21 protein-coding genes are annotated in these 23,166 nt (G+C 48.7%); 10 read left to right on the top strand and 11 right to left on the bottom strand.

Features of this window, described 5'->3' with window-relative positions; all coding sequences use genetic code 11:
• Positions 1–370 precede the first annotated feature (370 nt).
• From J1C60_RS10980 to J1C60_RS10955, 6 genes are all read left to right on the top strand, one after another.
• On the top strand, positions 371–2,062 hold the full coding sequence (locus J1C60_RS10980; protein ID WP_128177553.1) for an MFS transporter: 1,692 nt from the start codon (positions 371–373) through the stop codon (positions 2,060–2,062).
• The gene (locus J1C60_RS10975; protein WP_128177551.1) at positions 2,059–3,150 is read left to right on the top strand and encodes an HlyD family secretion protein; all 1,092 of its coding nucleotides are present in this window, start codon (positions 2,059–2,061) and stop codon (positions 3,148–3,150) included. Before J1C60_RS10980 ends, J1C60_RS10975 begins: the two co-directional genes overlap by 4 nt.
• Positions 3,150–4,526, top strand: coding sequence for an efflux transporter outer membrane subunit (locus J1C60_RS10970; protein WP_182611431.1), 1,377 nt, complete (start codon positions 3,150–3,152; stop codon positions 4,524–4,526). Before J1C60_RS10975 ends, J1C60_RS10970 begins: the two co-directional genes overlap by 1 nt.
• Before the next feature lie 128 nt (positions 4,527–4,654).
• Positions 4,655–4,903 carry an acyl carrier protein gene (locus J1C60_RS10965; RefSeq protein WP_128177549.1) on the top strand — a complete coding sequence of 83 codons (249 nt, stop codon included), beginning with the start codon at positions 4,655–4,657 and terminating at the stop codon, positions 4,901–4,903.
• 576 nt (positions 4,904–5,479) lie between these two features.
• On the top strand, positions 5,480–5,653 hold the full coding sequence (locus J1C60_RS10960; protein WP_164877290.1) for a hypothetical protein: 174 nt from the start codon (positions 5,480–5,482) through the stop codon (positions 5,651–5,653).
• Between the two features lie 131 nt (positions 5,654–5,784).
• Positions 5,785–7,245, top strand: a complete 1,461-nt coding sequence (locus J1C60_RS10955; protein WP_128177547.1) for a phospholipase D family protein — start codon at positions 5,785–5,787, stop codon at positions 7,243–7,245.
• A gap of 87 nt (positions 7,246–7,332) precedes the next feature.
• On the opposite strand, the gene mdoC is transcribed toward J1C60_RS10955, so the two are convergent.
• Positions 7,333–8,478 carry a glucans biosynthesis protein MdoC gene (gene mdoC, locus J1C60_RS10950; RefSeq protein WP_128177545.1) on the bottom strand — a complete coding sequence of 382 codons (1,146 nt, stop codon included), beginning with the start codon at positions 8,476–8,478 and terminating at the stop codon, positions 7,333–7,335.
• Positions 8,479–8,751: 273 nt separating this feature from the next.
• On the opposite strand from mdoC, the gene mdoG reads away from it, so the two are divergent.
• From mdoG to J1C60_RS10935, 3 genes are all read left to right on the top strand, one after another.
• Entirely contained in the window at positions 8,752–10,287 is a 1,536-nt protein-coding gene (gene mdoG / locus J1C60_RS10945) for a glucans biosynthesis protein MdoG (protein ID WP_182611433.1), read from the top strand.
• Positions 10,280–12,844 (top strand): glucans biosynthesis glucosyltransferase MdoH, encoded by a 2,565-nt coding sequence (mdoH, locus tag J1C60_RS10940; protein ID WP_128177541.1) that lies wholly within the window; start codon positions 10,280–10,282, stop codon positions 12,842–12,844. Before mdoG ends, mdoH begins: the two co-directional genes overlap by 8 nt.
• Before the next feature lie 143 nt (positions 12,845–12,987).
• Positions 12,988–13,230 (top strand): YceK/YidQ family lipoprotein, encoded by a 243-nt coding sequence (locus tag J1C60_RS10935; RefSeq protein WP_128177539.1) that lies wholly within the window; start codon positions 12,988–12,990, stop codon positions 13,228–13,230.
• A 9-nt stretch (positions 13,231–13,239) separates the two neighbouring features.
• Here J1C60_RS10935 and J1C60_RS10930 read toward each other — a convergent pair whose 3' ends face one another.
• From J1C60_RS10930 to J1C60_RS10920, 3 genes are all read right to left on the bottom strand, one after another.
• Positions 13,240–13,635, bottom strand: coding sequence for a MysB family protein (locus J1C60_RS10930; RefSeq protein ID WP_128177537.1), 396 nt, complete (start codon positions 13,633–13,635; stop codon positions 13,240–13,242).
• 361 nt (positions 13,636–13,996) lie between these two features.
• On the bottom strand, positions 13,997–14,917 hold the full coding sequence (locus J1C60_RS10925) for a Kdo(2)-lipid IV(A) acyltransferase (protein WP_128177535.1): 921 nt from the start codon (positions 14,915–14,917) through the stop codon (positions 13,997–13,999).
• A 185-nt stretch (positions 14,918–15,102) separates the two neighbouring features.
• Positions 15,103–16,197, bottom strand: coding sequence for an NADH:flavin oxidoreductase/NADH oxidase (locus J1C60_RS10920; RefSeq protein WP_128177533.1), 1,095 nt, complete (start codon positions 16,195–16,197; stop codon positions 15,103–15,105).
• A gap of 215 nt (positions 16,198–16,412) precedes the next feature.
• Between J1C60_RS10920 and trhO the strand changes: the two genes are divergently transcribed.
• Complete coding sequence (gene trhO / locus J1C60_RS10915) at positions 16,413–17,471, top strand: oxygen-dependent tRNA uridine(34) hydroxylase TrhO (protein WP_128177531.1); 1,059 nt, start codon at positions 16,413–16,415, stop codon at positions 17,469–17,471.
• A 184-nt stretch (positions 17,472–17,655) separates the two neighbouring features.
• Here trhO and J1C60_RS10910 read toward each other — a convergent pair whose 3' ends face one another.
• From J1C60_RS10910 to pyrC, 7 genes are all read right to left on the bottom strand, one after another.
• Positions 17,656–18,231 (bottom strand): YceI family protein, encoded by a 576-nt coding sequence (locus J1C60_RS10910; protein WP_128177527.1) that lies wholly within the window; start codon positions 18,229–18,231, stop codon positions 17,656–17,658.
• A gap of 19 nt (positions 18,232–18,250) precedes the next feature.
• The gene (locus tag J1C60_RS10905; protein ID WP_128177526.1) at positions 18,251–18,805 is read right to left on the bottom strand and encodes a cytochrome b; all 555 of its coding nucleotides are present in this window, start codon (positions 18,803–18,805) and stop codon (positions 18,251–18,253) included.
• A 480-nt stretch (positions 18,806–19,285) separates the two neighbouring features.
• A complete protein-coding gene (solA, locus tag J1C60_RS10900) occupies positions 19,286–20,401 on the bottom strand; it encodes an N-methyl-L-tryptophan oxidase (protein WP_128177524.1) in 1,116 nt (371 codons plus the stop codon).
• Between the two features lie 234 nt (positions 20,402–20,635).
• Positions 20,636–20,890, bottom strand: coding sequence for a biofilm formation regulator BssS (gene bssS, locus J1C60_RS10895; protein ID WP_128177522.1), 255 nt, complete (start codon positions 20,888–20,890; stop codon positions 20,636–20,638).
• Positions 20,891–21,098: 208 nt separating this feature from the next.
• Entirely contained in the window at positions 21,099–21,377 is a 279-nt protein-coding gene (locus tag J1C60_RS10890; protein ID WP_128177520.1) for a hypothetical protein, read from the bottom strand.
• A gap of 265 nt (positions 21,378–21,642) precedes the next feature.
• Positions 21,643–21,888 carry a DNA damage-inducible protein I gene (gene dinI, locus J1C60_RS10885; RefSeq protein WP_128177518.1) on the bottom strand — a complete coding sequence of 82 codons (246 nt, stop codon included), beginning with the start codon at positions 21,886–21,888 and terminating at the stop codon, positions 21,643–21,645.
• Positions 21,889–22,077: 189 nt separating this feature from the next.
• Positions 22,078–23,124, bottom strand: coding sequence for a dihydroorotase (gene pyrC, locus J1C60_RS10880; protein WP_128177516.1), 1,047 nt, complete (start codon positions 23,122–23,124; stop codon positions 22,078–22,080).
• Between the last annotated feature and the right edge of the window lie 42 nt (positions 23,125–23,166).

Here is a 23,166-nt window from a genome sequence, read left to right as displayed (position 1 = left end):
TTCGTCGATCGCAGGTTTGTTGGTCGCTGTTTTTTGAGCACCGTATCTTTTTTATTTTTATTTGTGGGATGCGCCAAACTTACTCATATACTTAAGGATATTTTACGATAATAGCGTTACGTTCTTCCCATCGATTTTACCCGATGCGTATAATAATTACGCTCGCACTTATTCAGCTATCTAATGATTAGGGGGCAACATTTTGGATTCCCGGGAACGTAACTTTTCGCGATTACCGTCTTTAAGCGCACAAGCCGGGTACCGTGTGATTGAACCACGCCTGCAAGATGGCGTATTTAGCCTGAGTAGCTGGACGGCGATGACTCGGCACGTGTTACCCCGATACTGACGTCCACGGGAGTAATGTAACGTGTCGAAGCGCAACCCATATGCGCCACGCGAGTGGCTACCCCATGAAAAACCGATGTTGCCGGGTTCGCCGTCGACGCCGATTCATTCGAACAATAAGCGTATTGCTTTTGGCATTCTTGGCCTGTTGATTTCGATTACGGGGTCCCTGAGCAATGCGCTGGTGACCGCGAATCTTGCTAATTTACAAGGCACATTTGGGATCTATTCAAATGAAATCGCCTGGTTACCCGCCGTATACGTGATGGGAAACATTTCTATTAACCTGCTGCTCGTGAAGTTTCGCCAGCAGTTTGGTCTGCGTATTTTTACCGAAGCGTTTTTAGTGCTCTACGTACTGGTGGCATTTTTCCATCTTTTTGCCAACGATCTCAGCTCGGCAATTGTGGTACGTGCTGCCCATGGTATGGTCGGCGCAGCGCTTAGTTCACTTGGCATCTATTATCAAATCCAGGCCTGGCCAGCAAAACATCGCCTTAAAGCGCTGACGATTGGTATTTGTGCTTCACAGCTGGCTATCCCACTCGCGCGACTGTTCTCGTCAGAATTGTTAGAAATTAACGAGTGGCGTGGATTATATCTGTTTGAACTCGGGCTGGCATTGATTGCTCTTGGCGGCGTATTGCTGGTGAAATTACCTCCGAGCGATCGCAATAAAGTGTTTGAAAAAATGGACTTTATCACCTTTATTCTATTGGCGCCGGGAATGGCGCTGATCTGTGGCGTATTGTCGCTTGGACGCATTGAGTGGTGGTTTACCACACCGTGGTTGGGGGTTTGTCTTGCTATTGCGTTAGTGCTGGTGGTGACGGCGGTGGTGATTGAACATAATCGTGTTAACCCATTGATCAATACCCATTGGTTGGGGAGCGGCGCCATTATTCGCCTTGGGCTGGTTATGATCATGATGCGAGTGGTGTTGGCTGAGCAAAACACGGGTGCCGTTGGATTTTTGCAGCAGGTTGGTTTGCAAAATGATCAGCTACAGGGGCTGTCACTGGCGATTATTGCCGGTGTGATTTTAGGTATTGTCGGCAGTGCGTTAACTATCAAACCGACGCATCTCAGTTGGCCGATCGTCATGTCGTTGCTGGTTATGATTGTTGCCTCGTTGCTGGATGCGCACTCCAACCCATTAACGCGTCCTGCCAATATGTACTTTAGCCAGTTTTTGCTTGGTTTCAGTAGCGCTTTTTTCCTGGCACCAGCGATGCTGTTAGGTGTCGGTAGTGTTGTTACGCAACCGAAAAATCTTGTCAGCTTTGTGGTGTTGTTCGGCATGAGCCAGAATCTTGGGGGGTTAATTGGATCGGCGATACTGGGGACTTTCCAGACATGGCGTGAGAAATATCACTCAAGTCATCTTGGCGACCGCTTGTCTCTTCTTGATCCCAATGTGACCGAGCGGCTCAATCAATACGGAGCGATGTATAACGATCTAATTGGCGATGGAACCTTGCGCGCAGCGCAAGGCGTAGTGCAATTGCAAAATGTTGCCACCCTACAGGCCAATGTACTCGCCTGGAACGATACCTATTTACTGACGGCTGCCATGGCGCTGGCGACACTAATGTGGGTGTTATGGCGTTTAACACGTCTACGCTACCTCAACTGGCAGCAGGCAAAACGTGACAGTCAGGCGGCGGAACAACATAACCTTGCAACAACTGAAGCGGGCATAGACAAACGATGAGTCAGCATGAACAAGTGCAGGCCTCTGAGCGCGAGAGGAATAATAAACTGCGCATTTTATCGATCGCTGTCGGTAGCGGTATCGCTATCGTTGGGGTGTTAGTTATTTTATATGCGTGGCAGCTGTGGCCTTTCACTCGCGCGGTGCAAAGTACAGAGAACGCCTATGTACGCGGTCAGGTTACCTTTATCAGTCCTCAGGTAAATGGTTATGTGACCACTGTGAATGCACTCGACTTTCAGCCCGTACGTGCAGGTGATGTGCTGATGACAATTGACGATCGTATCTATCAACAACGCGTACATCAGGCTCAGGCGCAATTAGAAATGAAAAAAGCAGCGCTGGCCAACATCATTCAGCAACGGCGTAGCGCCGAGGCTGTGATTGTACGAAATGAAGCGGCCCTCAAAAATGCCAATGCCCAGGCGATAAAAAGCGGACTGGACCTGAAGCGTGTGGAGAACCTGGCCGCTGATGGTTCAGTGTCGGTACGTGAGCGCGACGCCTCACGTGCAGGTAACAGTCAAACGGTCGCGGATGTTCAGCAGGCGAAAGCAACACTTGATGTGTCACGCCAGGACCTGCAAACAGTCATCGTCAATCGTGCGTCGCTGGAGGCAGATGTGGCCAGTGCTCAGGCAGCACTGGAGTTGGCGCGTATTGATTTGGATAATACCAAAATTATCGCCCCACGTGATGGTCAGTTGGGACAGATTGCGGTACGGCAGGGCGCTTATGTTACCGCGGGTACGCGGCTAACGTCGCTGGTGCCAGCGCAGCGGTGGGTAATTGCTAATATGAAAGAAACTCAAATGGCGCGCATCCGACCTGGCTTACCTGCATCGTTCTCGGTTGATGCACTTAATGGCGACGTTTTTCAGGGGGAAGTTGAATACATTTCTCCGGCGGCAGGTTCTGAGTTTAGTGCTATTTCGCCTGACAATGCTACCGGTAACTTTGTCAAAATTGCCCAACGTATCCCGGTACGAATTAAAATTACCAGCGACGATTTATCGCGTTTACGTCCGGGTATGTCGGTTGAACTCAATATTGATACTTCCGGTACGCACGAACGGGAGGCACCGTAATGCGTATACGGAAACGTCTGTTGGCACTTTTGCTCCCGCTGATGCTGGCAGCATGCGCTACGGAAGTCGATAAGGCCCCGGATTCCCTGCTAATCCCCCCACAGTGGCGTAATCAGATAGGGCCAATGTCCGCACCTGAGGAGGATTGGTGGCGAGCGTTTGGCGAAGAAGATATGAACCGGCTGGTGATTCAGGCGTTGCGTAATAATCCGGACATTTTGATAGCGCGTTCTCGTGTCGATCAATATCGCGCCCAACTGCGCGCTGCGCAGGGGGATAACTATCCGACTCTGGATGTTGGGGTGGGTGCGACGCGTGCGCGTACGCTATCTGCTGCCAGCGGGTTGCCAATTGAAAACACTGTTTTTCGCGGATTGCTCCAGGCTAATTACGACGTTGATCTGTGGGGGGCGCGGAGCAACAGTATCGGCGCGGCCCGATATTCACTGGAAGCACAGCGTGCGGCGGCTTCTGCGGCTGAGCTGACGGTGGCGACGTCGGTTGCCTCGGGTTATCTGACACTTTGTTCGCTGGACGAACAGCTGCGGGTTACGCAAGCAACACTCGCTTCAAGGAATAATTCGCTGAATCTTGCGAAACGCCAGTATGAGATGGGATATACCTCCAGGTTAGAATGGGTACAGGCCGAATCTGAATATCAGACGGCAAAGGCGCAAATTCCTCAGCTGCAACATCAAATTACCCGCCAGGAGAATGCACTTAGTATTTTGGTTGGGATGAACCCGCGTCATATCTCACGTAAAAGTGATTTTGCAGCGATCATTCCACAACCGCTGCCCTCAATTTTGCCCTCCGAATTATTGCAACGCCGGCCGGACATCGTGCAGGCGCAGCGCCTGCTGTTGGCTGCTGATCGAACGCTGGCTTCATCAAAAGCCCAACTGCTACCTTCGCTCAACCTTACGGCCAGCGGCACGTTGCAAAGTTCGGTGCTGCATCAATTGGCTGAAAACCCTTTTCGGTTGTGGAGTGTCGGCGGCAGCGTGCTTGCGCCATTGTTGAATCGTGAGGCGTTAACGGCCCAGGTAGATGTATCCATGGCATCGCGTAATCAGGCGCTTTATAGCTACGAGAAAGTGGTGCGTAACGCTTTCAGCGAGGTCAATGATGATCTGGACGCTATCCAGCGAACCCAGGAGCAACTTAACGAGTTGAAGAAACAGGAAGAAGTCGTTAGCGAAGCGTTACGTATTGCCCGTAATCGTTACCAAAACGGTTATGCTTCCTATTTAGATGAGCTGGATGCCCAACGTACGTTGTTCAGCACTCAACTTAGCGTTGTACAACTGAAAAATAGCCTGCTGCTTGCACAAATTGATCTCTATCGTGCTTTAGGCGGTGGATGGAAACCTTGATCGACGACGTAAATACAGCTAAATCCGATAGCCTTTAGCGCCATATAGCGGTCAAGTATGCGATGATATATTTACTTATCGGCAGGCGCTTAGCATGCATTTCTGGTAATTGACATAATGAGTCTGGTATGAAAAAACAAGAAATATATCAGGAAGTCAATGGGTTACTGGTGGCACTGTTTGATATTGATGCCAGTCATATTCAGCCTGAATCACGGCTGTATGAAGATTTGGACCTCGACAGTATTGATGCCGTTGATATGGTCGTACATTTGCAGAAGCGTATCGGGCGAAAAATCACGCCAGAAATCTTTAAATCCGTCCGTACCGTGCAGGACGTCGTGGACGCTGTCTGTCTGCTTATTTACGAAGATTGATCCTCCTTTGATGTTTTTTTGATAAAAACTTATCTCTAAAGTTTCCTGGCATTTTTCTCTCTATAGTCTACGCTCGTAATCGGTCAAAGCACCGAGAGGCTACGCGTGCTCGAAACGGATGTATTGAAAGCCGCGGCACTCCCACCTGGTTAATTTATTTCGATAGGTTACTATGATAAATTTAAGAGTTAAGGCTGAAATATCGTACTGCGCCGATTAATTTAATTTCGCATAACATTATGATAATAAATGGTTTTTAATGTATCGTGCTGCATGGGTATCATTGGGTACGTTATCAGTATGTTAACCGTTCATTGATGCAACTTATTATATTTGCTTGCGGTTATTTTTCTTGTTGAACTCGCTGAGTTCCTGTCACTCGCTATGAAAAAATGAAAAATCAGACGCCTCCAGAGCCAGAAAAGCAGCGGCGTGAACCGCTCGACGATGCCCAGTTTGCGATCGTGGTACTTGCAGTGACCTCTTTTACTCTTATAATCTTCGTCCTGGCGATCACGTTGTGGATGAGTTGAAAATTATCCCGGTGTCAGTTGACGGTTTAAAAGGAGAAAAAGTATGGAAAACAGAGATGATAAGCTCATTGCGCTCATTGGTTTACTCTCTGCCTGTCTGATTACTGTGGTTTTTCTGTTTACTATGACCTGGCTTTCTGATGTCCGCCATACTCCTGAACAAAGCGTAGACGTGCAGTCCTGCTACATGGATTCCAGCCAAACTTCCCGCTCCTGAACGACACGTTTCATTTTGATTTGCTCAATCGCGGCAATCGGATGAGTCGTATGATAATCATCACGAATAAAGCAGAAGCAGATACTGATAACCTTTGAACGCCGCTGTATTACCGGATAACAGGAATCATAATGACTCAAGCGGCTGACTGTGATAATCACCTTAGCGCGACGCGTCTTGCTCGTGCCATAACGCCGCTAACCGACAGACATCCCCATGTTAGTGGTGTGCATCCTTTGTCTGATGGAATGGATGCTTTTGCGGCTCGCTACTTATTGACCTCAATGGCTGAACGTACGCTGGATGTGCAATATTACATCTGGCAAAACGATATGTCCGGACGTTTACTGTTCAGTGCCCTGCTGGCAGCAGCTGAAAGAGGCGTGTTTATCCGCTTATTGCTGGATGACAACAACACGATGGGGCTGGATGAGACGCTAAGTGAATTAAATCGCCACCCTAATATTGAAATCCGCTTATTTAACCCTTTTTCATTCCGCACGCTGCGAGCCCTTGGTTATCTCACGGATTTTGCGAGACTAAATAGGCGCATGCATAATAAAAGTTTCACCGTCGATGGGGTGGCAACCATCGTGGGGGGACGTAATGTAGGGGATGAATATTTTGGCACCGGGGATGAGCCTCTGTTTACCGATCTGGATGTGTTGGCAATTGGGCCGGTTGTCGAAGAGGTCACACGCGATTTTGAGCGCTACTGGCACAGCCGTGCTGTTTCGCCATTGAATTCGGTGGTTGACGAAGAAACAAATAATACCCATTTTGCCGTGAGTTTACCGCAGGACTGGCGTGATAGCCCCCGAGTGCAGCAGTATCTGTCCCGACTTAATGCCTCGCAATTTGTTTCACAGTTGGAAAGTGGCGAACTGCTGCTTATTTGGGCACGTACGCGGTTATTAAGTGACGATCCGCGTAAAGGATTAGGACGTGCTAAAACCTCAACGATGCTGCCTCAACGCATGATGGCGCTTTTGGGGAGGCCGCAACAGCAGTTTGATATTATCTCCGCCTATTTTGTTCCAACGCGTGCGGGGGTTGCGCAGCTGCTTTCGCTGGTGCGTAGTGGGGTGAAAATTGCCATCCTGACCAATTCACTGGCAGCGAATGATGTTTCTGTGGTGCATGCCGGTTATGCTAAATGGCGGAAAAAGTTGCTGCGTCACGGCATTACTTTGTATGAGTTAAAGCCCCACGGCGATGCCCAGGATATGCCGCACGATCGTGGCTTGACCGGTAATTCAGGATCGAGCCTGCATGCGAAGACCTTCAGCGTGGATAACGAGAAGGTTTTTATCGGTTCGTTTAATTTTGACCCACGCTCTGCGGTACTCAATACCGAAATGGGCTTTCTTATTGAGAGTGAAACCCTGGCGACTTCCGTACACCAGCGCTTTGTCGAACGTATGCGCGATCGTGCCTGGAAACTGAGGCTCGATAAATGGGGACGGATAAACTGGGTCGAATATGAAGGCGAAGCAGGGGAAATGGTCCACAGACACGAGCCGAGAACGCGCTTTATCCAGCGCCTGCTTGTTCGATTAGTATGGCGGTTACCGGTAGAGTGGCTGCTGTAAGCAGAAACCCTTGTGCGTGAGATAACCCAGGTTTCTGTAACGGCAGCCACGCTGCACTCAGCAACGGATGGCTATAACCGGTTTATCCTACGCATGATGGGTAGCCTGTGGTTTTCCTGAGAAAAGGAATCGTAACAGCGGTATGCGCAAATGGATTTCGTACAACATAAACGCGATGGCGAAAACGAATAACAAACCAGCAAAGAATCCCAATGTATCATTGTTGATAACGGGGGTAATAAAAATACCATACAGCAGTGTTAGCGGATGGTGAACCAGATAGATAAAGAGTGAGGCATTCACCAGGTAAGTGACGCGTGGCGAATGTGAATTCAACATTTTATGGCCCAGCGTAAAGACGACATTAACCATCCACAGGCCCATGAGCATGGTAATTATCGTATCAATTTCATAAAGCCAGCCTTCGCCCACGCTATAGCGCTGATTGAGTAGATATGCGACAAAAGCCAGAGCCGAACCAATAAAAGTCCAGGGCGTAGGCTTCACAAAGAGTGCCTTAATCGCCGGATATTTCCATGCCATAGCCCCTAGCATAAAGAAAGGCAGATAAAACAGGGTTTGCATGACGGCGAAGTTGAACAGCCCGTCCATCAGCAGATTCGGCTGAAAAATAAAAGTCGCCCGGCGAATCGCGCCCCAGACGAAACTAAATAGTAGAAAGGCAAGGGTGAGCCGGCCCCATGAAAGGTCGGAATAGTCTGCCTTAGCCTTCGTACTACGATGTCCATCACGTAGAAATCTGAACAAAATCATCCCAAGACTAGTCAGAATCACCAGGACCAGCAAAAACCATAAATGCGAGATCAGGTGCCACACCAAGGTATTGAACTTCTCATACAGTGAGAATCCACTCCAGCCATTGGCCGTCGCGGTCCATGCCTTCAGCATAAAGAATTGTGGGAGCGTCAGCAGTGGTATTGCGGTAAGCATGGGAATGCCAACTCGCTCTACACGTACTTTCAGCCAGCGCTCGGGACGATAGCGTAGATAGAGCATGTAGGAAAAGTAGCCCGAGATAACAAAAAATACCTGCATGCGGAAGGCATGGATAAAGTCATTTAATATTGTCAGCCATAGCGTGGGTTCGGTGCTATTAACTGCCCACTGGTGGCTGGAGTAGATCAGTGACATGTGAAAAGGCACACCCAATAACATCAAATAAGCTCGAATCGAATCGAGAAAATATTCACGCTGCTGTGTTTTTGTACTCATAATTATCCAGTGATTGATACGTTTAACACACCGGGTTCGCCCTGAATCCGGCTAAAGCCACAGGCTTACTCTATCTTTATTATATCGGGTAATACTATCAGCCAAATCCGTATCGTCTAAGCGCCTGAAAAATCGGCGTCTAAACCTCCAAAATAGAGGAACAAAATCGCTGTCAGGCTGTCGGAAACCTGAATAATCCATTAGTATGGATAGGATTGATTTAAGCACACGAAAGGGGGGGATGTGCTGATTAAAATGAAAAATAAACCAAAACTGATGAAATTGCGCTGGGCTAGCGCAGCAGTTTTACTGTCCATGTATGCAAGTTCGAGTTGGGCTTTTAGCATTGATGATGTCGCTAAGCAGGCAAAAGATTTAGCAGGGAAGGGATTTGAAGCGCCAAAAAGCAACCTGCCTTCCCAGTTGCGTGATATGAAATTTGCGGATTATCAACAAATTCAGTTCAACCATGATAAGGCCTGGTGGAGCAAGCTGAAAACCCCGTTCAAGCTTGAATTTTATCATCAGGGCATGTATTTCGATACGCCCGTGAAACTGAACGAAGTTACGGCGACAACGGTACGTGAGATCAAATATAACCCGGACTATTTTAATTTCGGTAATGTTAAACACGATCCGGAAACGGTTAAAAATCTGGGTTATGCCGGTTTTAAAGTGCTGTATCCACTGAACAGTAAAGATAAAAAAGATGAAATCAGTAGTTTCCTGGGGGCCAGCTATTTTCGTGTAATCGGGGCGGGTCAGGTTTATGGCCTTTCCGCACGCGGCCTGGCGATTGATACCGCACTGCCTTCAGGCGAAGAATTCCCGCGTTTTAAAGAGTTCTGGATTGAGCGCCCGAAACCACAGGATAAACGCCTGGTGATCTACGCGCTGTTGGACTCGCCACGCGCGGCGGGTGCTTATCGTTTCGTCATCAATCCGGGTAAGGAATCCGTGGTGGATGTGCAGTCCAAAGTTTACCTGCGTGACAAAGTAGGTAAGTTGGGTGTTGCCCCATTAACCAGTATGTTCCTGTTTGGCCCAAATCAGCCATCGTCAGTAGTCAACTATCGGCCGGCGCTGCACGATTCGAATGGTCTCTCTATTCATGCAGGTAATGGTGAGTGGATTTGGCGGCCGTTGAATAATCCGAAGCATCTCGCGGTGAGTACTTATACCGTGGAAAATCCGAAAGGATTCGGACTGTTACAGCGTGGACGTAATTTCGAGCAATTCCAGGATCTTGACGATCGTTATGATCAGCGACCAAGCGGCTGGGTTGAGCCACAGGGCGATTGGGGCAAAGGACACATTGAGCTGGTGGAAATCCCAACGGCGGACGAAACCAACGATAACATCGTTGCCTTCTGGACACCTGAAGCGTTGCCAGATCCGGGTAAAGAGATGAATTTCAAATATCGTCTGCATTTTACTCGGGATGAGGATCAACTGCATTCACCGGAAATGGCCTATGTGAAGAGCACCTTACGTTCAACGGGTGACGTGAAGCAATCCAACCTGGTGCGTCAACCGGATGGAACCATCGCTTTTCTGGTTGACTTTGTCGGTACAGAAATGAGTGCGCTCCCTGGCAACACGCCGGTCACGCCACAGGTGAGTGTGGGTGAGAACGGTGAAGTCGTGGAGCAAAGCGTACGTTACAATCCCGTGACTAAAGGTTGGCGCTTAGTGTTACGTCTGCGAGTGAAAGATAACAAGCAGGCTACCGAGATGCGCGCCGCATTAGTGAATGGCGATAAAACGTTGACGGAAACCTGGAGCTATCAGTTGCCTGCCAATGAATAAGTCTATCGTTACACCCGCAGATTATATCGATACGCTGCCCCTTTCTGTTGAGGATAAAGCAGCACTTCAGCACGCCCTACCTGCAGAGGATGAGCAAGCGGAAGTTTACAGCGAACTGCATCATCAACTGGGCCAAGGCGGCCCGGTTGAATCACGTCCTGATGACGCACCGTTAGAGTCGGTTAGATCCCGTATTGGCATGACATGGGAAGACGCTATAGCGGATGGGGAACAGTTTGACAAAGATGCTTTGGATCGCACCACGCTTAAAGCGATGCCGCCGGTAAAGCGCTCGCTGATGTTCCCAGAAGCCTGGCGTACCAATCCGGTCGCTCGTGCCTGGGATTCACTGCGTGGCCGTAAAACAACCCATCGCTATGCCAGCGCGGAAGAGCAGAAATCCGAGGATAACTGGCGACATGTTGGTTCTATCCGACGCTATATACTGCTTATTTTAACGCTGTTACAAACGGTCATTGCGACCTGGTATATGAAAACAATCCTCCCTTATCAAGGGTGGGCGTTGATTGATCCCATGGATATGATCAATCAGAACTGGCAGCAGTCGGTATTGCAGATTTTACCTTATGTACTGCAAACCGGGATCCTGTTCCTGTTTGCTATCCTTTTCTGCTGGGTCTCTGCCGGTTTCTGGACCGCGCTGATGGGATTCCTGCAGTTGCTGATTGGCAAGGATAAGTACAGTATCTCTTATTCAACGACCGGCAATGAGCCGATTAACCCGGAGCATCGCACCGCGTTAATTATGCCTATCTGCAACGAAGATGTGGAACGTGTATTCGCGGGTCTGCGTGCGACCTGGGAATCTGTCGTGCGTACCGGGCAGCAGCAACATTTTGATGTTTATGTTCTGAGCGACAGTTACGATGCTGATATTGCGGTAGCCGAGCAGAAGGCATGGATGGAACTGGTGCGAGACGTTGGTGGCGAAGGCAAAATCTTCTATCGCCGCCGTCGCCGCCGTGTGAAGCGCAAAAGCGGTAATATCGATGACTTTTGCCGTCGCTGGGGAAGCAACTACAGCTACATGGTTGTGTTGGATGCCGATAGCGTGATGAGCGGTGAGTGCCTGACCGGTCTGGTGCGCATGATGGAAGCCAATCCCAATGCGGGGATTATCCAGTCTTCGCCAAAGGCATCGGGAATGGATACGTTGTATGCGCGCTGCCAGCAGTTTGCCACGCGAGTGTATGGTCCGCTGTTTACCGCAGGCCTGCACTTCTGGCAATTGGGTGAATCCCACTATTGGGGTCATAATGCTATCATTCGCGTTAAACCGTTTATTGAACACTGTGCATTGGCGCCGCTGCCAGGAGAAGGTTCGTTTGCGGGCTCCATCTTGTCGCATGACTTCGTTGAGGCCGCGCTTATGCGGCGTGCAGGCTGGGGCGTATGGATCGCGTATGACTTGCCAGGATCGTACGAAGAGCTGCCGCCTAACCTGTTGGATGAGCTAAAACGCGATCGCCGTTGGTGTCATGGCAACCTGATGAACTTCCGGCTCTTTCTGGTGAAAGGTATGCACCCGGTGCACCGCGCGGTGTTTCTGACCGGTGTGATGTCCTATCTTTCTGCGCCGCTGTGGTTTATGTTTCTCGCGCTATCGACAGCCCTGCAGGTCGTGCATACCTTAATGGAGCCACAATACTTCCTGCAGCCAAGACAGCTCTTCCCCGTATGGCCACAATGGCGGCCTGAACTGGCGATCGCGCTGTTCTCAACTACGTTGGTGCTGCTATTTTTACCCAAACTGCTGAGTGTTGTGCTGATCTGGTGTAAGGGGGCGAAAGCTTATGGTGGCGCGATACGCCTGTTGTTCTCGCTGATCCTTGAGATGCTGTTCTCGGTGCTGCTGGCACCCGTACGCATGCTGTTCCATACAGTGTTTGTCGTGAGCGCATTCCTCGGTTGGGAAGTGGTGTGGAATTCACCACAGCGTGATGACGATGCAACACCCTGGAGTGAAGCGTTTGCACGGCATGGTTCACAGATGTTATTAGGTATCGTCTGGGCGGCGGGAATGGGATGGTTGGATCTCAACTTCCTTTGGTGGTTGGCTCCAATCGTTTTCTCGCTGATTCTGTCACCGTTTGTTTCGGTATTCTCCAGTCGTGCGACGCTGGGTCTGGCATCAAAACGGGCTAAACTGTTCCTGATCCCGGAAGAGTATGATCCACCAAAAGAGCTGCTAGATACCGATACCTATCTGCAACAGAACCGTGAGCGCGCACTGAAAAATGGCTTTATGCATGCGCTATTCCATCCCTCTTTTAATGCGCTGGCGAGTGCGATGGCAACGTCTCGTCACCTTAAAAGCGATCTCCTGGAATATGCCCGCGATCGCCGTGTTGAGCAGGCACTAAGTGATGTGCCAACCAAACTTGATCGCGAACAGCGCCTGACGCTGCTCAGCGATCCGGTAACGCTCTCGCGTATGCATTACCGCTTGTGGCAGAACGCCGATAAGTATCATGACTGGGTTGAGCATTATCAGGCATTGAAACTTAATCCGCTGGCGTTACCATCAGCGAAATAAGCGAAAGGCGGCAGCGATGCCGCCTTTCTTTTTGAAACTTGTATTGCCATGCGTGCCGACGCACATAGAAAGATAGCGGCGTTGCCTGTCATCGTGTACAGGATAAAATAAAGTATTGAACGTAATTACAGATGAGAAGTCGCATGATGGGAAAAGGGTATCGCCTCGGTATAATATGTATTTGCATGACGATGCTGACGGGGTGTGGCAGCATTATTAGTCGGACCGTGCCCGGCCAGGGACACGGTAATCAATATTATCCCGGTGTACAATGGGATGTACGTGATACACCCTGGCGATTTCTGACCATTATAGATGTACCACTATCAGCGTTAGCCGACACACTGCTATTGCCGGTTGACGCAGGGCATGGCCCTTATAATTAGCGTAGAATCTCACTCGTTTTCATAATCGCTATTATCATCTTCCCACTCTCCGGCTGCAGCCAGGCTTTCCTCGCTGTCAGCTGGCGGTTCCAACTGGAACTCACCTTCATCCCATTCATGTAGCGTATTCTCTTTTTGCCATTCCTGCCGCAGTTCTACTTCATCAAAGTCACCGTCAAAGATGGACTGTGCCGCTTCACCGCTGCGTATTGGCAAACATTCGCCCTCACTACCTTCATCGGTAAAAAATTCGGCTTGCCACATAATATCGCCGTCTTGCATCACATATTTTTGCAGGTTGAATTGCGCGACAGACGCTTCCTCTTCCTCTAAATCGGGATTAGCTGCCAGATACTCTTCACGTGCGCTGTCAATTGCTTCTTCCAGTGTCGTGTACATACTCATGAATATTCTCCTTATTCATATTTACTGTATTTTCGGCATGTAACATGCTCGGTGCTTCTATCGATTCACACTATTAGAGAGGGTAACGGGCGAGGGCCATTGTGACAGCCCACCAGCACTCGTTAAGTGTCGTCGCTATAATAAAAGTTGCAAGTCAGATGAGAGAGAAAGTCGTGTCAAAATTTATAGCGTATGGATGCGGTGAGCCCAAGCTATAGGTAAACCGATGCCTGTATCTTCCACGCGTGCTGAGTGCGATGTCGGGAAGATAAATGAAATGGACGATAATCAATGTCCCGGCTGCATGCCATAGCAAAATTCCGGGACGTTATTCGTGTTCGGTGAGAGGTAGGCAAGAATGCTAATAGAGGGAAGTTTCGCCGTCAGGACGTGTTTTAAAACGGCGATGTAACCACATATACTGCTCGGGCGCCATTAATACCCCCTCTTCAACAACGCGATTCATCCGGGCTGCCGTGGTGATCTCATCATCCAGCGGCATATCGGCAACTGCCGGCAGGATAACCATTTCGTAGCCTTTGGCATGAGGAAGGCGCCGCGGAACGAAAGGAATGATTGCAGGCTGACCCGTACGAATCAGAACATAGCTTCCTTTGGTCGTGGCTGCTTTCTGTACACCGAAAAAGGGTACAAAAACACTGCTGCGCGGGCCATAATCATGGTCAGGAGCGTACCAGATGATGTCACCATTTTTTAACGCCCGAATCATGCCTTTCAAATCCTTGCGATCCAGCATGCTTTTGTTGGAACGCATTCGTCCCCAGGTCTGCAACCAGTCAAGAAGCTTATTATCGTTGGGACGGTAAACGCCAATTCCGGGGTTATAAATACCAAATATCCTTGCGCCAAGTTCCAGCGTTAAAAAGTGCATACCGATTAACAACACGCCTTTTTTTTCCAAATGCGCCTGCTCAATATGTTCCAATCCGCTCACGGCAAACCACTTTTTGATCCGCCAGTCAGGCCAGAACCAGGCCATGCCGGTTTCCAGCAGGCCCATACCGACCGACTCAAAATTACGTACGACCATTGCCTCTCGCTCGGCTTCTGGCATAGCGGGAAAGCTAAGCTCAAGATTGCGCCTCGCCACATAAACACGACGTTTAAGAAAATGCATCGAAAGGCGGCCAAGCCCGCACCCCATGTGATACAAAACCGGATAGGGCAGGAGTACAACGAGGTAAAGTATGCCAATCCCAAGCCAGGTGAACCAATAGCGAGGATGCATTAATTCGCGAGAAAATTTTGGCAACTGAGTCATTTTTATCCAGCGTCTAATTTTGAGGTCGCCATTATCGCGGTCCTCATTCCTGTTAATTATGACCTATTGTGCCATTTTTTTAACGCACACTGAAATAAGCGACTTTTTATCTGAGAGATTCGACGTCAATGCGAGGCGTTAACCGTATAAAAAGGCGCTGCGAAAAGTCTTCGCAGCGCACAGGATTATGATTTGAAGAGGTTTTTCAGATCATGTGGCTGGCTGCGACGGTACTGTTCCGGTATTTTAACTTGCGCGCCTAATCGTGCGGCTGCGCGCCATGGCCAGTGAGGTTCGTAAAGAATCCCGCGTGCCAGCGCTATGGCATCGGCCTTACCTTCAACCAGAATCGCTTCAGCCTGTTCAGGCTCGGTGATTAAGCCGACGGCGATCACCGGGATTTCCACTTCGTGGGTAATACTCTGTGCGAAAGGCACCTGGTAATTGGGGCCGGCACTGATATTCTGATGCGGGGAAAGCCCACCACTGGAGACGTGGATGTAAGCAGACCCCAGAGCCTCCAGTGCCTTGCTGAGCACAATAGATTGTTCAAGATCCCAGCCGCCATCGACCCAGTCTGATGCCGAAATGCGTACACCAACAGGCTTATGTGCAGGAATCGCCTCGCGTATCGCACTAAAGACTTCCAGCGTCAGTCGCATACGGTTTTCAAGAGAGCCACCATACTCATCATCGCGATGATTAGAGAGCGGGGACAGGAACTCATGTAAAAGATAACCATGCGCGGAGTGAAGTTCAAACAGGTCCAGCCCAAGGCGATCGGCACGAATAGCACTATCAACGAATGCCTGTTTTATTTCTTCAATGCGTGATTTGGTCAATGCGACAGGCGCATCATCAGTGTCGTTAAACGGAATAGCGGAAGGTGCGGATGTTTGCCAGCCACCCTGGTCCGGGCGCAAAAAACCACCGCCATGCCATGGCATATCAGTCGATGCTTTTCGGCCCGCATGGGCAAGTTGTATACCCAATGGCATGGTAGAGTATTTTCGGATGTCACTCAGCACTTGCGCTAACGCCTTCTCAACGGCGTCGTTATACAGCCCTAAATCCTGCGGGGTAATACGTCCCTCAGGTTCAACCGCTGTAGCCTCAATAATCAGGAGTCCTGCACCAGAAAGGGCAAGTTGACCCAAATGGATACGGTGCCAGGCGCTCGCCTGACCTTCTTCGGCAGAATACTGACACATTGGAGCAATGATTATGCGATTCTCAAGGGTCAGGCCACCCATTTTCATGGGGGTAAATAATTTACTCATGCTGATTCTCCATTTTTAATCACAGTGGTGATAGTAAGGGCGCTAATTTTATGCACTGATCATCCTGCAAAGGTCAAGGCAGGATGTGCGGTCAGCCAGAGCAAAGAGCAGAATGGAGAGTAATTAAAACCGGCCTCGCGCTATTAATTAACCTTAAATCAGGTATCATGTCGCCGCTAAAATTTCTCTCTTATTGCATGAAAGGAACGTACACCATGCCAGTGTTACATAACCTTGTTTCCAATGAAGAGCTGAAGGCGCGCATGTTGGCTGAAACCGAGCCGCGCACGACGGTCTCTTTCTACAAATATTTTACCATTCAAGATCCTAAGGCTTTCCGTGACGCACTGTACCAGGCGTTTGTCGCGCTGAAGGTATTTGGACGCGTGTATGTCGCCAAAGAAGGGATCAATGCACAAATTAGTGTTCCGGCCAGTCTTTATCCGCAGATGAAGCAAACCTTGTATGCATTTGATCCGGCATTAAATAATTTGCGTATGAATATCGCACTTGATGATGACGGAAAGTCATTTTGGGTTCTGCGGCTGAAAGTGCGTGAACGTATTGTGGCTGATGGTATTGCCGATGACGCGTTTGATGCCAGCGATGTTGGGAACTACCTGAAAGCGGCTGAAGTGAATGCCATGCTGGACGATCCTGACGCAGTATTTGTTGATATGCGTAATCATTACGAATATGAAGTTGGCCACTTTGAACGGGCGAGGGAGATCCCTGCGGACACTTTCCGCGACCAGTTGCCAATGGCCGTAGATATGCTGCAAGGCGAAAAAGACAAAAAAATCGTCATGTACTGTACTGGCGGTATTCGCTGTGAGAAAGCCAGCGCATGGATGAAGCACAATGGCTTCGAGAATGTTTATCACATTGAAGGCGGCATCATAGAGTATGCACGCCGTGCGCGCGAACAGGGATTACCTGTGCGGTTTAAAGGCAAAAATTTCGTCTTTGATGAGCGAATGGGCGAAAGGATTTCTGACGACGTCATTGCCCACTGTCATCAGTGTGGAACGGCATGCGATACGCATGTTAATTGCAAAAATGACGGTTGCCATCTGCTATTTATTCAGTGTCCGAGCTGTGCTGAGAAATATCAACACTGCTGCAGTCCGGTTTGTATGGAAGAATTAGTGCTTTCACCTGAAGAGCAGCGCGCTCGACGCGCCGGTCGTGAGAATGGCAATAAAATATTTAATAAATCGCGTGGCTTGTTAAATATGACGTTGCAGATCCCGACACCGGAAGATGATCGTTAACGAACACAGTACAGGATGTCATGTCGGCGGTAAGAAAAACGCCGGGTGCATAAAGCGCCCGGTAAATACCGGCAGCATGCGCCACGCCACGCTGCACTGTCAGGGTGTAGGTACGCTCTTTGCCATCTCACGTGAAACCGGCGGGCAGATATTTATCTGGTCGTTTGCCAGCGAAGTGCTCTGCCTACTGGCGTACGCCTTCGAGGGAAATAATCAGGTCAACTTCCTGTGAGGCTGGTCCGAGTTTGGTGAGAATATTATAATCCTTTAACGCGATTTTACCCTCAGCTTCAAATCCGGTACGGTAGCCACCCCAGGGATCTTCACCCGCCCCGATTTTCTTTGCTTCCAGCGTTAAAGGCTTCGTTACGCCATTCAGCGTCAGATTACCGCTGATTTTGAGCTCATCGCCCTCTTTTTCTACGCGATTTGAAACAAAAGTTGCCTGCGGGTATTTGCTGACGTTGAGAAAATCACTGCTGCGAAGATGCTTATCGCGTTCTGCATGGTTAGTGTCCAGGCTGGCGGTGTTAATAGTGACGGTCACTTTATCAGCAGCAGGATTTTCTTCATCAAAGGTAAAATGGCCATCGAAGTCATTAAAGCGGCCATAGATCCAGCTGTAACCAAGATGACTAATACGAAATTGTAAAAAGGCATGCTGCCCTTTTTTATCTATTTTGTATTCAGCTGCGCCAGCCGTCGCTGTCACCATCAGCGTAGCTGCTATCGCGATTGCAGTCAGTGCTTTTTTTAACATACTAATCCCCTTTGAATGGTTAATCGATGCGATGACCCAGCATCCGTTTTAACGTGATATCACGATCGACAACGTGATGTTTCAATGCAGCGAGCCCATGCAGTATGGACAGAATCACGATGCTCCATGCAAGATAAAGATGAATATCGCCAGCCAGATCGGCTTGCTCTCCATATCCAGCCAGGATAGCAGGGACAGAAATCAGGCTAAAGACTTCAATGGGTTTGCCATTGGCTGTGGATATTAAATAACCAGTAATAAATAGGGCAAAAAGTACGGCATATAGCATCAAATGGACCACCACTGCACTAATACGCACCAGCGCCGAGTAGCTGTTTAGCGGTTTAGGTGGGGGAGAAATAAAGCGCCAGACCAGTCTAAAAATCATCACTGCGAACAGGGTGATACCGATACTTTTATGAAGGTTTGGTGCTTTATGATACCAGTCGTCGTAATAACCCAGTGATACCATCCATAAGCCCAGTGCAAACATACCATAGACAGCGGCCGCGACCAGCCAGTGTATTAGTATTGAGATATGTCCAAAATGCGTTGAAGTATTTTTCCATAGCATGATAAAGCTCCTTATATTCACTAACGGTAATGAGCTTGTATAAGCTTAAATAGAGCAGCAATATTTATTCATATGTTGATAACACATTGATTAGACTTGAGCAATTTTTTTGAATTCTTACCAGTGCATATCCTCGGTTAGATCGCAAGAACTTACACTATCATTCAGTTATTTATATTATATGTTTTAAATCAATGGTTTGAATTAACAGTGAATCAGATGGTAACCGTTTCATTCATCGGGGAAGGGGAGTTAACATACGCGTCAGTTAATGGCCAATTTATGTCAGCAGGAATTATTGGGTCTCTTTCTTCAGGCTGGACGCCGCGCGCCGAGAGTATAACGGTGTAGATATCCCAACACACGGCTGAACGGCCCGGAAAATCCGGGCAACGTCATATTGACTATCAAGATCCAGTTTATTGTTCCTGGCTGCCCGATACCTTTACCATCGGCGATATTCCGCCATATCGAAATAAATTAGTTAAAACGGGATAATGAAAAAGGTGAGAGATCGAATTTACTGCTTTTCCCGGCGGCAAACTGCGCGGCTATTTCACCTAAAACGCTGGCGAATTTAAATCCATGGCCGCTTAAACCGCTAATCAACAAGGTATCGGGCCGGTCTGGCAACGTATCAATGATAAAATCTTCATCAGGTGAATTATCATAACTACAGGCGGAGCCGCGCAGACACACACCTACACCGGGCAGGAAATGGCGCATAAAATTAAATACTTCACTGCCATCCTCGGCATAAGCCCCGAATGGTTTGCGTTGTTCCGGTGTGTCAATATGCTGGCCACCGTCATGTTTCCCCACTTTTAAGGCATTATTATCAGCAGGGAAACCATAGTAATGGGTTCCGTCGCTCATCTCAGCGGTAAAAGCAGGGAACTTATTGTTTTCGCTATAGCGACCATCGGCTTGATACCAGGAGAAAACTTTGCGCACCGGTGTAACAGGAAGTTCAGGAAGGAGTGTTTTAATCCAGGTGCCTGCGCTCAGTAATAGCTTACGTCCATAAAAAGGACCTTCTGCCGTTTGGACTCTATTAAGTTCTCCTTCCCGATCGATAGCGTCTACCGCACAGTTGAATAGCTGGGCACAGCCAGCTTTTTCCGCGAGCTGAATCCAACTGCGAATCGCAACTTCCGACTTGAGATAGCCTGAGCGTGGTTCAAAAACGGCAAGATAGCCATCCGGTACTTTGAATTCAGGCCAGCGTTGACAAACCTCCGCGGGCTTTAAAACCTCAATGTTGAGATTAAACTGTGAAGCGCTGTCGATGACATTATGAATAAAAGGGGAGTCGAGAGGGGCGAGATTAAGCACGCCGCTGCGCTGCATAATGCGTTCACCGCTAAGCTGCTCCAGTTCATCCCATAACTGTTGGGCACGAAGCACCAGAGGTACATAGCGAGAACCTTCACCATAGGCATGACGAATTAAACGGGTTTCGCCGTGGTGGCTCCCTTGTTGATGGGGGGGATGGGCACGATCTATCATCAAAACCTTCAGGCCCGCCTGGGTTGCGTAAAATCCGGCAGCGGCGCCCACCGAACCGCTTCCCACCACGATCAAATCGTAAATCATTGCGCTTCACTCCTCAAAACAACGTCAAGTTTCAGCAGGATAGCAAAATATTGCTGGCAATAAAAAGGCACCCATAAAGGGTGCCATATACAAAAAAATATGTATTGCGGCTGAAGTTGTCGAGTGTATTAACGGCGCTGACTTATTCCTGAATCATCGGTTATAACCTGTTCATCGGAATATGTTCTCATGCTGCCGTTTAGCAATTCAGCCATTGAAGAAACCGTACAAAATTTAGTGCTTCTTGTAGTCACGATCCTGGTATTCAGTTGCTTCTATCTTTGCAATGCCGGCTTCAAGAATGGATATAAATTGTCGGGCAACGTCAGTTGTTAACCAATAAGTTTGCCCCACTTCAGCTTCATCAGCTTGCTGCGTAGCGGATGAAAGCGAATGTAGACGAATCATCATGGCGTCATAGCTGTCGACCGTACTGATATCCCACCCAACCAGGGGATGTGTTTGGATAACATCTTTGTTTCTGTCCATTATAACCCCCTTATTACTCGTGAAAACGAAGCGATTTATCGAGGTTCAATGCAGCTTTTTTTACATACAGCGTGTTAACTATAACATCATATTTATCATAAGCAGGATGAAAATGCAGCGAAAGTATAATGAAATGTTTTTGGATGATATTTGAGCAGAATAAAGATTGCGTATGGATTTAAATAAATTCTCGCGCGTTGACGAGAATTTATTCGGGTATGACGTTTGCCTGAACTTTTACAATTCCATTGCGTTTTTCCAGCTCATCAGCGAGACGGGCAAAATGTTGTTGCATGATCTCGTCACGATTCTGATTTTGCGATTCCAGACGTAAACTGTGAATTAATAATTGGTTCGATTTTTCATCCAGGCAAAAAGAGAGCCAGGAAAAAGCATTTTCAAGGACGGTTAGGCGGCGCTGTTGATCGCTGATCAACGCGAGCAGTTCACCAAACGTCATCGCCTCTTCAGGTTTATCTGTGGTCACGGTAACTACCTCCAGTAAAACGTGATGTTGGCAAGGATATGTGATCTCACCTTGACAGTCTATACCCTCGACATGTCAAGCCATAGGTTTATTGGCGGCAAGACAAAAAAGCCGGATAGCGACACCCGGCAACAATAGCATTTACAGTAGTTTTATTAATTTGGTGTTTTGCATATTTACGCGCTAACTGGCGCATCCGGCAGTGCGGCGGTTTTTACGACAGTAATGCACATGCAGCACGCGGTGATTAGCTCTGCGTAGTCGGTTAATCAGTGATAAACCAGTCGTCAGCACTCTCCCAGGTTTCCTGCAAAATATCGCTAATGCGATCTTTTGATTCTTTACCGCCGCCCATTACCGTCAGGTTATTTGCGCTGGCATAGCGAACTGATACGCGATTATCCGTTTCCGGGAATTGCTTATCGATACGTTTGGCTAATTCATCCGTCAGTGCTTCAAGTGCACCAGCAGGAAGAACAGTGGTTTTTGCTACAGTGACTTCAACACGCATGAGAGCCTCCGATATGTTTACTGTATGTTTATACAGTTATAAAAACAGTAAAGCAAGGGAAACCACATGTAACACTTATCGCTGTGAGTAAAACTGCAGAGCGATACGCTGAGATCCACTGATGAGCCGCGTGACGGTTAGTAAGATGTTACGAGAAGTAAGGTCTTCCCGTAACTAACCTCGGCAGGATCAGACGATAACTTGCCAGTTGAGAGTCTCACCTGCCAGGAACGGTACTAACGTATCGTCACCGAAGGTAATACTCTCTTCAACCGTATAAGGTTGGCGAACCAGGGTGATTTTATCTTCATTTAATGGCAGACCATAAAAACGTGGACCATTTTCTGAGCAGAAGGCCTCAAGGTGATGGAGTGCGTTCATCTCTTCAAATACGGTGGCATAAGCCGGCAGCGCGCTCGGGGCGTTAAATACACCGGCGCAGCCGCAACTGGCTTCTTTACGCTGCCGAGTATGTGGGGCGGTATCCGTACCGAGGAAGAAACGATCGTGCCCGCTGGCGATAATCTGGCGCAATGCTTGCTGATGAATATTACGCTTAAGAATGGGCAGGCAGTATAAATGTGGGCGAATGCCCCCGACCAGCATATGGTTACGGTTAAACATAAGATGCTGTGGAGTAATGGTGGCGGCGATATAACGATTGCCTTGCTGCACATACTCTGCGGCTTCCTTCGTCGTGATATGTTCAAATACCACCTTCAGTTCGGGGAATTGCTGGCGCAGTGGCTCCAGAACCGTTTCGATAAAGCGGGCTTCGCGGTCGAAAATATCAATATGCGCCTCTGTTACTTCTCCATGAATTAACAGAGGCATACCGATTTTTTGCATACGCTCCAGCACGGCGGCAATCGCGGCAATATTCGTCACGCCGTGGCTTGAGTTGGTTGTGGCATGGGCGGGATAGAGCTTGGCTGCGGTAAATACTGCATTACTGAAGCCTTTTTCCACTTCGTCAGGATCGAGTGAGTCAGTCAGGTAGCAGGTCATCAACGGCTCAAAACGATCCCCGGTGGGAATGGCAGCACGAATGCGCTCGCGGTAGGCGATAGCACTGTCGACGCTGGTCACCGGCGGAACTAAATTGGGCATCACGATTGCGCGACCGCACACCGCACTGGTATAGGGCAACACTGTCTGTAGCAATTCATCATCGCGCAGATGAATATGCCAGTCGTCAGGGCGGCGGATGATTAATTGCTGGGGTTGTGCAGTCATGAAGTATGCTCCGGCTAAGAAAGGAATTCATCGTGTGGTTTT

The organism is [Pantoea] beijingensis (assembly GCF_022647505.1).
In the GTDB taxonomy this organism is placed as follows: domain Bacteria; phylum Pseudomonadota; class Gammaproteobacteria; order Enterobacterales; family Enterobacteriaceae; genus Erwinia; species Erwinia beijingensis.
Note: the sequence above shows the minus strand (reverse complement) of the source record. Positions and strands in the feature narration are given on the sequence as shown.

Excerpts from the sequence above, each read along its gene's own strand:
- bssS (WP_128177522.1), bottom strand. The coding sequence starts at position 20,890 with ATGGACAGAAACAAAGATGTTATCCAAACACATCCCCTGGTTGGGTGG.
- J1C60_RS10955 (WP_128177547.1), top strand. The coding sequence starts at position 5,785 with ATGACTCAAGCGGCTGACTGTGATAATCACCTTAGCGCGACGCGTCTT.
- dinI (WP_128177518.1), bottom strand. The coding sequence starts at position 21,888 with ATGCGTGTTGAAGTCACTGTAGCAAAAACCACTGTTCTTCCTGCTGGT.
- mdoC (WP_128177545.1), bottom strand. The coding sequence starts at position 8,478 with ATGAGTACAAAAACACAGCAGCGTGAATATTTTCTCGATTCGATTCGA.
- J1C60_RS10910 (WP_128177527.1), bottom strand. The coding sequence starts at position 18,231 with ATGTTAAAAAAAGCACTGACTGCAATCGCGATAGCAGCTACGCTGATG.
- J1C60_RS10925 (WP_128177535.1), bottom strand. The coding sequence starts at position 14,917 with ATGACTCAGTTGCCAAAATTTTCTCGCGAATTAATGCATCCTCGCTAT.
- J1C60_RS10965 (WP_128177549.1), top strand. The coding sequence starts at position 4,655 with ATGAAAAAACAAGAAATATATCAGGAAGTCAATGGGTTACTGGTGGCA.
- J1C60_RS10975 (WP_128177551.1), top strand. The coding sequence starts at position 2,059 with ATGAGTCAGCATGAACAAGTGCAGGCCTCTGAGCGCGAGAGGAATAAT.
- J1C60_RS10930 (WP_128177537.1), bottom strand. The coding sequence starts at position 13,635 with ATGAGTATGTACACGACACTGGAAGAAGCAATTGACAGCGCACGTGAA.
- J1C60_RS10960 (WP_164877290.1), top strand. The coding sequence starts at position 5,480 with ATGGAAAACAGAGATGATAAGCTCATTGCGCTCATTGGTTTACTCTCT.
- trhO (WP_128177531.1), top strand. The coding sequence starts at position 16,413 with ATGCCAGTGTTACATAACCTTGTTTCCAATGAAGAGCTGAAGGCGCGC.
- J1C60_RS10905 (WP_128177526.1), bottom strand. The coding sequence starts at position 18,805 with ATGCTATGGAAAAATACTTCAACGCATTTTGGACATATCTCAATACTA.
- J1C60_RS10920 (WP_128177533.1), bottom strand. The coding sequence starts at position 16,197 with ATGAGTAAATTATTTACCCCCATGAAAATGGGTGGCCTGACCCTTGAG.
- J1C60_RS10970 (WP_182611431.1), top strand. The coding sequence starts at position 3,150 with ATGCGTATACGGAAACGTCTGTTGGCACTTTTGCTCCCGCTGATGCTG.
- solA (WP_128177524.1), bottom strand. The coding sequence starts at position 20,401 with ATGATTTACGATTTGATCGTGGTGGGAAGCGGTTCGGTGGGCGCCGCT.
- mdoH (WP_128177541.1), top strand. The coding sequence starts at position 10,280 with ATGAATAAGTCTATCGTTACACCCGCAGATTATATCGATACGCTGCCC.
- J1C60_RS10935 (WP_128177539.1), top strand. The coding sequence starts at position 12,988 with ATGATGGGAAAAGGGTATCGCCTCGGTATAATATGTATTTGCATGACG.
- pyrC (WP_128177516.1), bottom strand. The coding sequence starts at position 23,124 with ATGACTGCACAACCCCAGCAATTAATCATCCGCCGCCCTGACGACTGG.